The sequence below is a fragment of the Magnetospira thiophila genome (assembly GCF_054657015.1).
The window spans coordinates 523,176-536,655 of the sequence record NZ_BAAHXF010000001.1 but is presented as its reverse complement, the minus strand read 5'-3'; the positions used below and the strand labels follow the sequence as shown (position 1 = coordinate 536,655).

The window sequence follows — 13,480 nt, the reverse complement described above, 5'->3', positions numbered from 1 at the left end:
ATGACTCCGCCGCGTCTGGTTTTCGATACCAATGTCCTGCTCTCGGCCCTGTTGTTCCATCAGGGCTCGGTCGCGTGGCTGCGCCAAGCCTGGCAGTCGGATACCGTCCGTCCCCTGGCTAGCCGAGACACCACCGAGGAACTGATTCGGGTTCTGACCTACCCCAAGTTCAAGTTGACGGATATGGACAGGGAAGAGCTGCTCGGCGACTATCTGCCCTGGTGCGAAACCGTCAACGTATCAGCCAATACGAAAGTCCCTGACTGCCGCGATCCTTCTGACAGACCCTTCCTGGCACTGGCCATCGCCGCCGAGGCCGACGCCTTGATTACCGGCGACAAGGATTTGCTGGAACTGACCGACGACTTCAAGGTGCCGATTCTGACCCCCGCCGCGTTCAAGAAATACTTCGACGACAACACCATGCCGGGCTTGAACCAAAAAAAACCCGAATAACCCTGGCACAATTTCGATTTCTGGAATCAACAAATTCCAGAAACTTTCGTAACATGCTGATAAAATATAGGGAATTTGGAGCGGGTGAAGGGAATCGAACCCTCGTATTCAGCTTGGGAAGCTGATGTTCTACCATTGAACTACACCCGCGATGTCTCCCCGATATAAGCCATGCGCGGGGGGAGCGCAAGGGGGCGACGCGGACACGGGGCAGCCACGCAATTGTGATTTTGACGCCCGCTATTGAAGCCTTTTAATATCTCGTGCAGCCGGGCAACAAGGTCTCCACATGGCATCCGTTAAAGGTCATCTCGATCCAATCAAGTTTTGCGATCCCCTGGTGACCGCCAAGGGCGAGCCGCGGGCCGTGGTGGCGCTGACCCGCCTGCGGACCTTGTGGTTCAATACCGGGTCCTTGTGCAATCTGTCCTGTGCGGGCTGCTATGTGGACTCCAGCCCGAAGAATGACCGGCTGGCCTATCTGAGCCTGGACGAGGTGCGGGCCTATCTGGACGAAATCGCGCGCGAGAACCTGCCGGTGGAGGAAATCGGATTCACCGGCGGCGAGCCGTTCATGAACCCCGATCTGTGCGCCATGCTCGAAGAGGCCCTGGGGCGCGGCCTGCGCTGTCTGGTGCTGACCAACGCCATGAAGCCGCTGCTCAAGGTCCGCGCGCCGCTCCTTGCGCTCCATGCCCGCCACGGGGCGGCCCTGACCCTGCGCATCTCCATCGACCATCACCAGTCGGAGCAGCACGACCATCTGCGCGGCGAACATTCCTGGCGGCGCATGCGCGAAGGAGTGGAATGGCTGATTGCCGAGGGATTCCACCTCACCGTCGCCGGGCGGACCTGCTGGTCAGATTCGCCGCAAGAGCTGCGCCGAGGATTTTCCGCCCTGTTCGATCACCTGGGACTTGTCCTCGACGCCGAGGACCCGGCGCAATTGATTCTGTTTCCGGAAATGGACGAACAACAAGACGTGCCGGAAATCACCGTCGGCTGCTGGGATGTGCTCGGCCTCAAGCCGGAGTCCCTGATGTGTGCCGAGCAGCGGATGGTCGTCAAGCGCCGGGGCGAGGCGACCCCGGTGGTGGTGCCCTGTACCCTGCTGCCCTATGACCGGCGCTTCGACATGGGCCCCACGCTGGCCGACGCGCCGCGCCATGTGCCATTGAACCATCCCCATTGCGCCAAATTCTGCGTTCTCGGTGGCGGCTCCTGTTCCATCGGCTAGGGCGAGTGACTGGACAAACCCGCCCATGGTTCTAATATCTTGCACAACAGCAACAAGCCGGAGCCGCCGCGCATGTACAGCCAGACCACGCGCGACATTTTGATCGAGGTGGAATCCTATTACCTGGAGGACCAGTCCTCGCCGGATGAGAACCACTATGTCTGGGCCTACCATATCCGCATCGAAAACAAGGGCGCGCAGACGGTCCAGTTGCTGAACCGCCATTGGAAGATCACCGATGCCCTGGGCCGCAGCCAGGAGGTGCGCGGGTCCGGCGTGGTCGGCGAGCAGCCGGTGCTGGAACCGGGCGACAGCTTCGAATATACCAGCGGCACCCCCCTGGCGACCGCCTCCGGCCTGATGGTCGGCACTTACGAGATGGAATGCGAGAACGGCGAGCTGTTCCTGGCCAACGTTCCGGCCTTTTCCCTCGACAGTCCGCACGAGGTGGTCACCATTAACTGAGCGGCCCGGTTGAAAGTCCGTCAACCCTCGCCACATAACAAAGGCGAATCATGAGATGAAAAGGACGAGTGCCGTGAACGTAGCAACCCCAAAACCCCCCGTGGCCCCAGCCGAAACCTCCGCAGCGGCCAAGCCGAGCCGGGACGAGGCCGAACAGGCGGTTCGGACCCTGTTGCGCTGGGCCGGCGATGACCCGACCCGGGAAGGGTTGCTCGACACGCCGAGCCGGGTGATTCGCGCTTATGAGGAGTTCTTCGCCGGTTATCAGCAGGACCCGGTGGAAATTCTGGAGCGCACCTTCGAGGAGACCGACGGCTACGACGAGATGGTCCTGCTCAAGGATATCCGCTTCGAGTCCCATTGCGAGCATCACATGGTACCGATCATCGGCCGCGCCCATGTGGCCTACATGCCGCACAAACGCGTGGTCGGTATCTCCAAGCTGGCGCGGGTCCTGGAGGTCTATGCCAAGCGCTTGCAGATCCAGGAAAAGATGACCGCCCAGATCGCCAACACCCTGAACGACGTGTTGCAGCCCTTGGGCGTGGCCGTGGTCATCGAGGCGGCCCACCAATGCATGACCACGCGCGGCGTCCATAAACCGGGCGTGACCATGGTGACCAGCACCATGCTCGGCATTTTCCGCGAGAATCCCAGTACCCGCAAAGAATTCCTGGCAATGATCGGCAATCCGTCCAGCAGTGGTTGCGCATAATACTTTTGTGGTATAAATAATCTTGCCGGGGCGATACGATGACCCGGCAAGGGTTATTTCACCGGGGGTTGAACGCGCGCGGGGGGGGGGAGATGCCGCCATCATTGTTGGACCACCTTCAGCCGCATGTGGGGCGGGTTTTCTCGACCTTCTATGATACCCTGCTGACCGATCCGATTTTCGCCCTGCATTTTTCGGGGCGCGAGCAGATCGACCGGCTGCTGGAAGTGCAGAAAAAGAATTTTCTCGAGTCCCTGGAAGAGGATGAAGAGGCGTTTTTCAAGCGCTATTACCGTCTCGGTGTACTGCATTACGAACGCAGTATTCCGTTCGAGGCCTTTCTGGCCGGAGCCAAGATGCTCAATCGGAGCTTTCTGACCTCCCTGCTGGCTGAACCCCATGCGACCGAAGTCTTCGTGGCACTCAACGGGTTCTTCGAGAAATCGACGGAGGCCCTGGCCAAGGGCTACCTGGACGCCTTCGTGGCCTCCAATATGGATGATCTGGAGCAGATCACGGCGGCGACGCAACTGACCGAGACGGGCTACCACCGCACCCTCTTGTTGCAGCATTACGATTGGCTGATGCAGCTGTTCGAGGCCATTCGGACCGAGGACAACGGGCGCATTCCGGTGCTCGAAGGGGGGGTGGACGAGATCCGCCGTTTCATCACCGAGCGTCTGCCGGAGACGGAACGGATGTTCTGGAACAGCAGGGGCGAGTCCCTGGTCGCCGTCTACGACCGGGTGCTGATCCATGTGCGAAATGTCTTCTTTTTTCTCGGACGCAAGAGCTACTCGGAAGCCCTCTCGCTGTTTGGCAACCTTCTGGAAATCTACAAATTCACGTTGCTGTTCAGCAGCCTGATCAGCACCTTCGCCACCGCCAAGGCGCAACGGCAGATGGGGGAAGTCCTCAGTCTGTCGGAAAAGGATGCGCTGACCGGGGCCTATAACCGGCGCAAATTCGATCAGGTCTGCAATCTGGCGGTCAGCGAGGCGCGGGACAACGGTCTCCAATTATCGTTGATCATTGTCGATATCGACCACTTCAAGGCGGTGAACGATGCCCATGGTCATGCGGTGGGAGATACGGTGCTGCGCTCCCTGGTGACGTTGATTCACAAAACCTCGCGCCGGGGCGACCTGTTGATGCGCTACGGGGGCGAGGAATTCGTCATTCTATGCCAGAACACGGATTTGGACGGGGCCGTCTGTTCGGCCCGGAATCTCCTGAAGGCCGTGGAGGGGCATAATTTCGCGCCGGTCGCCCACCTGACCATCAGCGCCGGAGTGGCCTCCATGGGACCCAAAGACAGCACCGAGTCCCTGTTCGAACGGGCCGATGCGGCTCTCTATCAGGCCAAGCAGCAAGGCCGCAATCGAGTGGTGAGCCACTGACAAGATCATGGCCCAACCGGGACGGCGATACACCGTTCCGAATTGGGCCATGGTCCGACATCTGTTATCTCAGGACGGCAGGTTCCACTGGTCGGGACCCGCAGCCAGTCGGGCACCGAAGGCCTGACGCTGTTTTTCCATTTCGGCGGGCAGGGCATCGCCGAATTTGGCGAATTGTCCCTTGATCTCTTCCACCTCGGCCAGACCCTCGTCCTTGTTGATGGTCATCAGACCCTCGAAGGTCGACTGGTCGAAATCCAGACCCTTCCAGTTGATGGCCTGATATTTGGGCATCATGCCGAACGGGCTTTCCACTGCGTCGGCCTTGCCGTTGACCCGGTCAACGATCCATTGCAGCACCCGCATGTTCTGCCCGAAGCCCGGCCAAATGAACTTGCCCTTGGCATCCTTGCGGAACCAGTTGACGCGGAAGATCTGCGGCAGCTTGAGATCGGTCCGCTGACCCATTTTGATCCAGTGGCCCCAGTACTTGGCCATGTTGTAGCCGCAGAACGGCAGCATGGCGAAGGGATCGCGGCGGATGGCGGCCTGACCGATGGCGGCGGCGGTGGCTTCGGAGCCCATGGTCGCGGCCATGAACACGCCGTGGTTCCAGTCCAGGGACTGATAGACCAGCGGGAAGGTCTTGGACAGGCGACCGCCGAAGATGAAGGCCGAAATGGGCACCCCGGCCGGATCTTCCCAGGACGGGTCGATGGACGGGCAGTTGGCCGACGGCGCGGTGAAGCGGGCATTGGGATGCGACGCCGGGGTCTCGCTGGCCGGAGTCCAGTCGTTGCCCTTCCAGTCAATCAGATGGGCCGGAACCTCGCCGTCGATGCCTTCCCACCACACATCGCCGTCGTCGGTCAGGGCGACATTGGTGAAGATGCAGCCTTGCTTGATGCTGTCCATGGCGGTCGGGTTGGTGTGATAGGACGTGCCGGGGGCGACGCCGAAATAGCCGTATTCCGGATTGATGGCGCGCAGGGTGCCGTCCGGGCCGGGCTTGATCCAGGCGATATCGTCGCCGACGGTCCAGGCCTTCCAGCCCTCGAAGCCTTCCGGCGGGATCAGCATGGCCAGATTGGTCTTGCCACAGGCCGACGGGAAGGCGGCGGCGACATAGGTCTTCTCCCCCTGGGGATTTTCCAGACCGAGGATCAGCATGTGCTCGGCCAGCCAGCCTTCGTCGCGGGCCATGGCCGAGGCGATGCGCAGGGCCAGACATTTCTTGCCGAGCAGGGCATTGCCGCCGTAGCCGGAGCCGTAGGACCAGATCTCGCGGGTTTCGGGATAATGGACGATATACTTGTTCTTGGGGTCGCCCTCGCAGGGCCAGGCGCTGTCCGGCTGTCCCGGCTCCAGCGGCGCACCAACCGAATGCATGCAGGGGATGAATTCGCCGTCGCCCAGCACGTCGAGCACCTTCTGGCCCATGCGGGTCATAATGCGCTGGTTGGTCACCACATAGGCGGAATCGGTGATCTGTACGCCGATGTGGGCAATGGGCGAGCCCAGCGGCCCCATGGAGAAGGGAATGACATACATGGTCCGCCCCTTCATGCAGCCGTCAAACTTTCCCTTCAGCAGCGGGCGCATTTCCTTGGGGTCCATCCAGTTGTTGTTCGGACCGGCATCCTCCTGTTTTTCGGAACAGATATAGGTGCGGTCCTCGACCCGCGCCACGTCGGACGGGTGGGAGCGGGCCAGATAGCTGTTGGGGCGCTTCTTCGGATTCAATCTGATGTAGACGCCGGCATCCACCAGTTCCTGGCACAGGCGGTCATTTTCCTCCTGCGACCCATCCACCCAATAGACCTGATCGGGCTTGCACAGCGCCGCCATGTCATCGACCCAAGCCAGAAGCTTGGCGTTCTTCGTCCGGTCCGTACCTGAATTGCTCATAAAAGACCTCAATAGCTTGTCGGTTGACGGAAATGCCGGTATCGCTCCCAAGCGGTAGACGGCGCGGGCACGACGTTAGGTCTGCGCCCTGATTCGGAAATTCTTTTGGTTTCGCGTTGCAGCACGATACCCCGAGTATCGCCTCGGGGCAACCGGACTCATGACCTGAACAGACGCTTTGCCGGGATCCAAACGGCGCTGCCGAAGCCGCCGACAAAGTGCAGTTTGGTCGGGGACAGGACATAAAAATTGAAATCGGCGAAGTCGGCATAGACCGCCGCCGTCGGGTGGATGGCCAGGAAGGCCTCCCGTGCCGCCGCGTCGGCGGTCTTTTGGACCGTGCCACAGACGCTGACCCGGGGGCCGGTCTGCGGATTTTTCAAATGCTTGGCCTGTTCCACCAGCAACGTGACCCGGGGATCGCGGGCGATGTTGCGGGTATGGTCGGCCAGATCGGAGAACAGGAAAATCGGACGGCCCCCGTCGTCCAGGGCATAGGTGGCGAGCGACACATAGGGCGCACCGTCGGCGTCGAGGCTGGCCAGACTGCCCGCCGTGCCTTCGGCCAGCAACCGACGCACCGCCGTCAGATGGTCGTCGGTAATCTCGATGACGGGAGGTTCCTTCATGGCATGCTCCTTCAGGCGATTCGGTCCGGCGGGGGAGTTCCGGCAAAAAAGGCCCGTAGATTGTCGATGACTTTTTGTCCCATGGCCAGCCGCGTCTCCACCGTGGCACTGCCCAGGTGCGGCATCAAGAAGGCATTGGGCAGGTCCAGATAACCCGGATGAAGGTGCGGCTCCCCATCATAGACGTCCAGTCCCGCCGCTGCCAGCCGACCGCTGCCGAGGGCCGCAATCAGCGCGTCGTCATCGACCACCGGACCACGCGCCGTATTGATCACCACGGCACCGGGCGGCAACAGGGCCAGTCGCCGGGCGTCGAGGAAGCCCCGGGTTTCCGGAGTCAGCGGACAATGCAGAGAGAGCACGTCGCTTACCGCCAGCAGGTCCTCCGGGGTGGCGTGATAGGTCGCCCCCTGTTCCGCGTCGGCGGGCAGCCGGTGGCGGTTGTGATAATGGAGGGTCATGCCAAAGGCCCGGGCCCGCCGGGCCACCGCTTGTCCGATCCGCCCCATGCCGAGAATGCCCAAGCGTCGCCCTTGCAATCCCAACCCCTGCAACTGGGTCGGGCACCAGCCCTTCCATTCCCCGGACCGCAAGAGCAGATCCCCCTCCCGGACCCGCCGCGCTGCGCCGAGCAACAGCAGCAGGGTCATGTCGGCGGTAGCCTCGGTCAGCACTCCGGGGGTATGGGTGACGACGATGCCGCGGGCCTGCGCGGCGGCCAGATCAATATGTTCGAAGCCGACCGAGAAGGTGGCGATAATGCGCACCGTGTCATCGAGTGCGGCAATGACCTCGGCGTTGATGCGGTCGGTGGGGGTGACCACAATCCCCGCTGCGTCGGCGGCAAAATCCGGGATCTCGTCAGGCTCATAGGGCGCGTCGTCGCCGTTGAGACGCGGCTCGAACCACATCTGCAATTGCTCCTCGATGGGCTTGGGCAGGGTGCGGGTGACCAGCAGGACGGGGGGATGGTCGGACAAGGGTGACTCTCCTTTCTTTTCTTACGCGCGGATCAGCGCTACAAATAGGCCCATGACAAGACCCTTGACCATAGCCATCGTTGCCCTGGGGCTGGTTTTGCCGATGGCCTCCTGTGGTCCCCGGCCGCCCACCGATTCCTTCGGCTCCGACCTGGATGCCAACTGCAAACCGCAGGACCCCATCGACAAACTCAGCGCCCTGCTGTCGCCAAAGAAATTCTGGCTGGCCCGCGAATTCGAGCTGCGCGCCTTCATCAAGGCGGGCGAGGCCAATATCGCCAACTCCAAGAATCTGTTGGATGACAATCGAACCCGCAAGAACGAATATCGCGGCATCGCCATGGAGGCGGCGCAGAAGGAAGGCTACAAAGGCGCGGCGCTGAAAAAGTTTGTCGAGGACTACATGCGCGAATACGAGCAGATGGCGGTCAGCTCCAAACGGGCCATCGAACAGGAAAAGGTCGAACTGAATTGGGCCATGAACTGCCTGAAAGCGGTCGAAAGGCAGGTCGTCACCCTCAGAGTCACCCCAGAGGATCGCGAGGCCGCGACGCCGCCCTCCAAACGCAAGCTGAAGCTGACCCTCGACGACCTGCGCGGCATGGGTGGACTGAGCGTCGATCAGGCCAAAAAACTGGCCAAGGAGACCACCCTGACCCGCCGCGACATGGCGACCTTCCTGCGCGAACAGCGCAACCCGCGCATCCCCGGCGACGTGCAGGATGACATCCTCAAGGCGTTCGAGAATTAGTCCTCAGACCACATAGCGCCGCAAATAGTTCATGGCCTCGTTGAGCTGTGCCATGCGGTCGTGGTTGCCGAAGTCGCCGTCCGGGTGGTGAATGGTCGCCAGGATGCGGAATCGGGCCCGTAATTCGGTTTTGTCCGGTCGGGCCGAGGGCGGAAACCCCAATACATGCAGTGCCTCGGCGCGCCCGGACACACCCTGGGGCAGCGGATCGAACGCCAGCGCCGCAACCATGGCCCGCAAGCGTTCCAATTCCTCCACATGCGCCGCCGAGGGGGCGGCCTGTTTTCCCGCCTCGCGCAACTCCACCTGCACCGCACCCCGGTCCAGGTCCAGGGCAATGGCCAGGGCTTTGCGCAGCATGGGCACGGTATAGCCGGGAGTCATGCGTACCTGGAGTCGCGGCTTGCGTCGCCAGGGGCGTCCCGCCGCCGGGCCGGATTTCAGGGTCACCACCTCCCGGTCGGTGGCCGCCGGGTCGCCGGGGTCCGGATAGCCCTCCACCTGTTCCCGGGGCAGGGCCAGCAGCACCGACCGCACCAGATCCGCCACGTTGACGCCGCGTCGTTCGGCCAGTTTCAGGGCCGCCTGTCGAAAGGGGGAGGCGCAGGGGATGGTATAGGACTTTTTCAACGAAAACTCCGACTCGGGGCAGGGCGGGCGACAAGAGTAGTTGCGGACGGGGGCAGGTCAATAGGCTTGCCGTGAGTGGTCTTTTCGTCAAATTCGGCACCCCCTGTTGTTTGGCCCGACCCGGTGATAATCTGTGCGGGCGGATCATGAGAATGGGGAATGGCATGTCCAGGCGGATCGGTATTTTGGCACTTGGAGTGGCCCTGTGGATGGCCCTTTCCGTGGTGGCTTCAGCCCAACAGAAAATGCAGGCCACGCTGGTGGAGATTCACAAGGCGCAGCGGATGATGATCCTGAAATGGGGCGAGAACACCCTCGGTACCTATCGCATCGCGCTGGGCTCCCATCCAATTGGCACCAAACGCGCCGCCGGGGACGGTCGGACGCCGGAGGGCAACTACACGATCAGCGGTCGCATGCAGCACGACCAGTACCAATTGGCCCTGATCATCTCCTATCCGTCGGCCGCTGATCGGGCCGTGGCGCGGGCGCGGGCCGTTGACCCCGGCGGCGAAATCATGATCCATGGTCAGCCCGAATCGATGATCTGGGCGGCGCGGGAGGACGTGCCACAGGATTGGACCAACGGCAGCATCGCCGTCACCACCCGCGAGATGCAGGAGATCTGGCAACTGGTGCCCGATGGCACCCCGGTCGCCATTCTGCCGTGAGACCGACCGGCATTCTCCACAACCCACCCCATCGGCCTGTCGCTTTTCCCGTGCGCTTTTGGTGTTGTTGCGGAAGCGGTTTTCCAACCCCTTCATAAATCACGCGGAAAAACAGTTGTTTTGCAGTCGCGAACATTGACAAAGGGTGGGCATCGGGGCTAAACCTTTGGGTGGAAGTTTACCTACCCGAACAGGTCCCGCCCTCTTGTTGCGGCGGACTGAATCTCAAGGGGAGCCAGCCCATGAAAACGGGAGATCGCCCGCTTTCTCCACATTTGACGATCTATCGGCCGCAGATCACCTCGATGCTGTCCATTGCGCATCGGGGGACCGGGTTCGTCCTCGCTGTGGGGTCACTGCTTTTTACCTATTGGATCGTCGCCGCCGCCTACGGGCCGGAGGCCTTCGAAACCGCCCAATGGCTGATGGGGTCCTGGTTCGGACAGTTGGTGCTGTTCGGCTTCACCTTCTGCCTGTATTACCACCTGGCCAACGGGGTTCGCCATTTGGGCTGGGACATCGGCTGGTTTTTCGATATGCCGATCCTCACTGCCACCGGTGTGCTGGTGGTCCTGTTCTCCGGCGGGGCCACGGTCCTGACCTGGGCCATTATTCTGTTTTTGTGAGGGGAGAACCGACATGAGAGATTTTCGCGCTCCCCTTGCCCGCGCCCGCGGCCAGGGATCGGCTCATGAGGGGTTGGGGCATTGGTGGGTCCAGCGCCTGACCTCCGTCGCCCTGGTGCCGTTGAGCCTGTGGATGGTGGCTTCCGTCGTCGCCCTGGACGGGGCCGACCATGCAACATTCAAGGCGTGGCTCGGTCATTTCGGCAATGCTTTGCTGATGGTGTTGTTCATCGTTACCGCCATGTATCACATGGCCCTCGGGATTCAGGTGATCCTGGAGGATTACGTGCATAATGGCGCTGCCAAGTACGCCGGAATCATTCTCACTTATCTGGGCTCCTATCTGCTGGGTGTCGCCTGTATTCTGGCGGTCGTCGGCGTCGCCTTCGGAGGGTAAAGACAGCCATGTCCGCATATGAAATCATTGATCATACCTACGATGTTCTGGTGGTGGGTGCCGGAGGGGCCGGACTGCGCGCCACCCTGGGCATGACCGCTTCGGGTCTGCGCACCGCCTGCGTCACCAAGGTCTTTCCGACCCGCAGCCACACGGTGGCGGCGCAGGGGGGTATCGGCGCGGCGCTCGGCAACATGGCCGAAGACAATTGGCAATGGCACATGTACGACACGGTCAAGGGCTCCGACTGGCTCGGTGACCAGGACGCCATCGAATTCATGTGCCGCGAGGCGGTGCCGGCGGTGCTCGAACTGGAGCATTTCGGCGTGCCCTTTTCGCGCACCCCGGACGGCAAGATCTATCAGCGTCCGTTCGGCGGCCATATGTCCAACTTCGGCGAGAAGCCGGTGCAGCGCGCCTGCGCCGCCGCCGACCGTACCGGCCATGCCATTCTGCACACCCTGTATCAGCAATGCCTGAAGCACGATGCGGAATTCTTCGTCGAATATATCGCCCTCGACCTGATCATGGATGAGGACGGCACCTGCCGCGGCATCCTGGCCTGGAACCTGGACGATGGCACCCTCCATCGGTTCAATGCCCATCAGACGGTTCTGGCGACCGGCGGATATGGGCGTTCCTGGTTCTCCTGCACCTCGGCCCATACCTGTACCGGCGACGGCAACGGCATGGCGGCGCGGGCCGGTCTGCCGTTGCAGGATCATGAGTTCGTGCAGTTCCACCCGACCGGTGTTTACGGGGCCGGGGTGTTGATCACCGAAGGGGCGCGCGGCGAAGGCGGCTACCTGACCAATTCCGCCGGTGAGCGCTTCATGGAACGCTACGCCCCGTCGGCCAAGGATTTGGCCTCTCGCGATGTGGTCAGCCGGGCCATGACCATGGAAATCCGCGAGGGCCGGGGGGTTGGTTCCGGCGGTGATCATATCATGCTGCACCTGGAACATCTGGGCGCAGATCTATTGTGGGAGCGGTTGCCGGGCATCACCGAAACCTCGAAAGTGTTCGCCGGGGTCGATGCCACCCGCGAGCCCATCCCGGTGCTGCCGACCGTGCATTACAACATGGGCGGCATTCCCACCAACCATCTGGGCGAGGTCCTGATGCCGACGGCGGACGAGCCGGACCGGGTGCAACCCGGACTGATGGCCATCGGCGAATGCGCCTGCGCCTCGGTGCACGGGGCCAATCGTTTGGGCACCAACTCGCTGCTCGACATCGTGGTGTTCGGCCGGGCCGCCGCCCATCGGGCCAAGACGCTGATTGCGCCCGATACGCCCCATGCGCCGATGCCCCAGCGGGCGACCGACAAGATCCTGGACCGTTTCGACCGCCTGCGCCATGCCTCGGGCAGCACCCCGACCGCCGAAATCCGGGCCGCCATGCAGCACACCATGCAGCGGGATGTGGCGGTGTTCCGGGCCAGCGACAGTCTGACTGAGGGTATGGCCAAAATGAGCACCATCTCGCGCTCTTTCGAGGATGTCCGGGTTGCCGACCATTCGCTGATCTGGAATTCCGATCTGGTGGAAACCCTGGAACTGGAGAACCTGCTCACCTGCGCCCAGGCGACGGTGGTGTCGGCGGAAGCCCGCCATGAAAGCCGCGGGGCCCATGCCCACGAGGATTACCCCAAGCGCGACGATGAGAACTGGATGAAGCATACCCTGGCCTGGGTCGACGAAGACCGGGGCGTCAAGCTCACCTACCGGCCGGTGCATACCTGGACACTGTCCGAGGACGTGAAATACATCGAGCCCAAGGAACGGATTTACTAGGGCCGGGAGGAGACAGACAGATGGTCGAATTTTTGCTTCCCGCCAACTCCAGAGTCGGCAAGGGTAAGGAACACAAGGCCCCGGCAGGGGTCACCAACATCCGCAAGTTCAAGATCTATCGTTACGATCCCGACAGCGGTCAGAACCCGCGCGTGGACACCTTCGAGGTGGACATGGACAATTGCGGCCCGATGGTTCTTGACGCCTTGAACAAAATCAAGAACGAGATTGATCCGACCCTGACCTTCCGGCGCTCCTGCCGCGAAGGGGTCTGCGGTTCCTGTGCCATGAACATCGGCGATACCTGGCACGGCACCAATACCCTGGCCTGCACCAAGCCGATCGCCGACCTGAAGGGCGATATCAGCATTTACCCGTTGCCCCATATGCCGGTGATCAAGGATCTGGTGCCCGATCTCACCGTGCCCTACGCCCAATATGCGTCCATCGAGCCCTGGTTGCAGGTCATCACGCCACCGCCGACCGACGCCGAACGGACCCAGAGCATCGAGGAACGGGAAATGCTCGACGGCCTGTGGGAATGCGTGCTCTGCTTCTCCTGCCAGACGTCCTGCCCCAGCTACTGGTGGAACTCTGACCGCTATCTGGGGCCGGCGGTGCTGTTGCAGGCCTACCGCTGGATCGCCGACTCGCGGGACGAATTCGCCGGCGAAAGGCTCGACAATCTGGAAGATCCGTTCCGGCTCTATCGCTGCCACACCATCATGAACTGCACCGCCACCTGCCCCAAGGGACTGAACCCCGGCAAGGCCATTGCGGAAATCAAGATGGCCCTGGCCAAACGGCGCTGATCGCGCT

Annotated in this window: 15 protein-coding genes and 1 tRNA gene; 11 read left to right on the top strand and 5 right to left on the bottom strand. The window is 62.0% G+C overall.

Annotated features, from left to right (window positions below; translation table 11 throughout):
* Window positions 1-456, top strand: a complete 456-nt coding sequence (locus tag ACYQ1P_RS02495; RefSeq protein WP_460018798.1) for a putative toxin-antitoxin system toxin component, PIN family — start codon at window positions 1-3, stop codon at window positions 454-456.
* 76 nt (window positions 457-532) lie between these two features.
* Here the strand turns inward: ACYQ1P_RS02495 and ACYQ1P_RS02490 are convergent.
* Window positions 533-606: transfer RNA gene (locus ACYQ1P_RS02490), tRNA-Gly, on the bottom strand.
* A gap of 139 nt (window positions 607-745) precedes the next feature.
* On the opposite strand from ACYQ1P_RS02490, the gene ACYQ1P_RS02485 reads away from it, so the two are divergent.
* The 4 genes from ACYQ1P_RS02485 to ACYQ1P_RS02470 all read left to right on the top strand — a co-directional run bounded on the left by ACYQ1P_RS02485 (window position 746) and on the right by ACYQ1P_RS02470 (window position 4,273).
* On the top strand, window positions 746-1,693 hold the full coding sequence (locus tag ACYQ1P_RS02485; protein WP_460018797.1) for a radical SAM protein: 948 nt from the start codon (window positions 746-748) through the stop codon (window positions 1,691-1,693).
* 72 nt (window positions 1,694-1,765) lie between these two features.
* Entirely contained in the window at window positions 1,766-2,158 is a 393-nt protein-coding gene (apaG, locus tag ACYQ1P_RS02480; RefSeq protein ID WP_460020123.1) for a Co2+/Mg2+ efflux protein ApaG, read from the top strand.
* A 73-nt stretch (window positions 2,159-2,231) separates the two neighbouring features.
* Complete coding sequence (folE, locus tag ACYQ1P_RS02475) at window positions 2,232-2,873, top strand: GTP cyclohydrolase I FolE (RefSeq protein ID WP_460018796.1); 642 nt, start codon at window positions 2,232-2,234, stop codon at window positions 2,871-2,873.
* Between the two features lie 92 nt (window positions 2,874-2,965).
* Window positions 2,966-4,273 carry a GGDEF domain-containing protein gene (locus tag ACYQ1P_RS02470; protein WP_460018795.1) on the top strand — a complete coding sequence of 436 codons (1,308 nt, stop codon included), beginning with the start codon at window positions 2,966-2,968 and terminating at the stop codon, window positions 4,271-4,273.
* A gap of 69 nt (window positions 4,274-4,342) precedes the next feature.
* On the opposite strand, the gene ACYQ1P_RS02465 is transcribed toward ACYQ1P_RS02470, so the two are convergent.
* The 3 genes from ACYQ1P_RS02465 to ACYQ1P_RS02455 form a co-directional block, all read right to left on the bottom strand.
* Window positions 4,343-6,181: a phosphoenolpyruvate carboxykinase (GTP) gene (locus ACYQ1P_RS02465; RefSeq protein WP_460018794.1), complete on the bottom strand. Its 1,839-nt coding sequence runs from the start codon at window positions 6,179-6,181 to the stop codon at window positions 4,343-4,345.
* A 158-nt stretch (window positions 6,182-6,339) separates the two neighbouring features.
* Window positions 6,340-6,810: a HugZ family pyridoxamine 5'-phosphate oxidase gene (locus ACYQ1P_RS02460; protein ID WP_460018793.1), complete on the bottom strand. Its 471-nt coding sequence runs from the start codon at window positions 6,808-6,810 to the stop codon at window positions 6,340-6,342.
* Between the two features lie 11 nt (window positions 6,811-6,821).
* Complete coding sequence (locus ACYQ1P_RS02455) at window positions 6,822-7,790, bottom strand: 2-hydroxyacid dehydrogenase (RefSeq protein WP_460018792.1); 969 nt, start codon at window positions 7,788-7,790, stop codon at window positions 6,822-6,824.
* 64 nt (window positions 7,791-7,854) lie between these two features.
* On the opposite strand from ACYQ1P_RS02455, the gene ACYQ1P_RS02450 reads away from it, so the two are divergent.
* A complete protein-coding gene (locus ACYQ1P_RS02450) occupies window positions 7,855-8,541 on the top strand; it encodes a hypothetical protein (protein WP_460018791.1) in 687 nt (228 codons plus the stop codon).
* Window positions 8,542-8,544: 3 nt separating this feature from the next.
* Here ACYQ1P_RS02450 and ACYQ1P_RS02445 read toward each other — a convergent pair whose 3' ends face one another.
* On the bottom strand, window positions 8,545-9,171 hold the full coding sequence (locus ACYQ1P_RS02445; RefSeq protein ID WP_460018790.1) for a J domain-containing protein: 627 nt from the start codon (window positions 9,169-9,171) through the stop codon (window positions 8,545-8,547).
* Window positions 9,172-9,335: 164 nt separating this feature from the next.
* Here ACYQ1P_RS02445 and ACYQ1P_RS02440 point away from each other — a divergent pair, with 164 nt between their 5' ends.
* From ACYQ1P_RS02440 to ACYQ1P_RS02420, 5 genes are all read left to right on the top strand, one after another.
* A complete protein-coding gene (locus ACYQ1P_RS02440) occupies window positions 9,336-9,842 on the top strand; it encodes a L,D-transpeptidase family protein (protein WP_460018789.1) in 507 nt (168 codons plus the stop codon).
* A gap of 242 nt (window positions 9,843-10,084) precedes the next feature.
* Window positions 10,085-10,468 carry a succinate dehydrogenase, cytochrome b556 subunit gene (gene sdhC / locus ACYQ1P_RS02435; RefSeq protein ID WP_460018788.1) on the top strand — a complete coding sequence of 128 codons (384 nt, stop codon included), beginning with the start codon at window positions 10,085-10,087 and terminating at the stop codon, window positions 10,466-10,468.
* A gap of 13 nt (window positions 10,469-10,481) precedes the next feature.
* On the top strand, window positions 10,482-10,865 hold the full coding sequence (gene sdhD, locus ACYQ1P_RS02430; protein WP_460018787.1) for a succinate dehydrogenase, hydrophobic membrane anchor protein: 384 nt from the start codon (window positions 10,482-10,484) through the stop codon (window positions 10,863-10,865).
* An 8-nt stretch (window positions 10,866-10,873) separates the two neighbouring features.
* On the top strand, window positions 10,874-12,661 hold the full coding sequence (sdhA, locus tag ACYQ1P_RS02425; protein ID WP_460018786.1) for a succinate dehydrogenase flavoprotein subunit: 1,788 nt from the start codon (window positions 10,874-10,876) through the stop codon (window positions 12,659-12,661).
* A gap of 20 nt (window positions 12,662-12,681) precedes the next feature.
* The gene (locus ACYQ1P_RS02420) at window positions 12,682-13,473 is read left to right on the top strand and encodes a succinate dehydrogenase iron-sulfur subunit (protein WP_460018785.1); all 792 of its coding nucleotides are present in this window, start codon (window positions 12,682-12,684) and stop codon (window positions 13,471-13,473) included.
* The last annotated feature ends 7 nt before the right edge of the window (window positions 13,474-13,480 follow it).

Coding starts and splice junctions, on each gene's coding strand:
- ACYQ1P_RS02495 (WP_460018798.1), top strand. CDS start 1: ATGACTCCGCCGCGTCTGGTTTTCGATACCAATGTCCTGCTCTCGGCC.
- ACYQ1P_RS02485 (WP_460018797.1), top strand. CDS start 746: ATGGCATCCGTTAAAGGTCATCTCGATCCAATCAAGTTTTGCGATCCC.
- apaG (WP_460020123.1), top strand. CDS start 1,766: ATGTACAGCCAGACCACGCGCGACATTTTGATCGAGGTGGAATCCTAT.
- ACYQ1P_RS02470 (WP_460018795.1), top strand. CDS start 2,966: ATGCCGCCATCATTGTTGGACCACCTTCAGCCGCATGTGGGGCGGGTT.
- ACYQ1P_RS02465 (WP_460018794.1), bottom strand. CDS start 6,181: ATGAGCAATTCAGGTACGGACCGGACGAAGAACGCCAAGCTTCTGGCT.
- ACYQ1P_RS02460 (WP_460018793.1), bottom strand. CDS start 6,810: ATGAAGGAACCTCCCGTCATCGAGATTACCGACGACCATCTGACGGCG.
- ACYQ1P_RS02440 (WP_460018789.1), top strand. CDS start 9,336: ATGTCCAGGCGGATCGGTATTTTGGCACTTGGAGTGGCCCTGTGGATG.
- sdhC (WP_460018788.1), top strand. CDS start 10,085: ATGAAAACGGGAGATCGCCCGCTTTCTCCACATTTGACGATCTATCGG.
- sdhD (WP_460018787.1), top strand. CDS start 10,482: ATGAGAGATTTTCGCGCTCCCCTTGCCCGCGCCCGCGGCCAGGGATCG.
- sdhA (WP_460018786.1), top strand. CDS start 10,874: ATGTCCGCATATGAAATCATTGATCATACCTACGATGTTCTGGTGGTG.
- ACYQ1P_RS02420 (WP_460018785.1), top strand. CDS start 12,682: ATGGTCGAATTTTTGCTTCCCGCCAACTCCAGAGTCGGCAAGGGTAAG.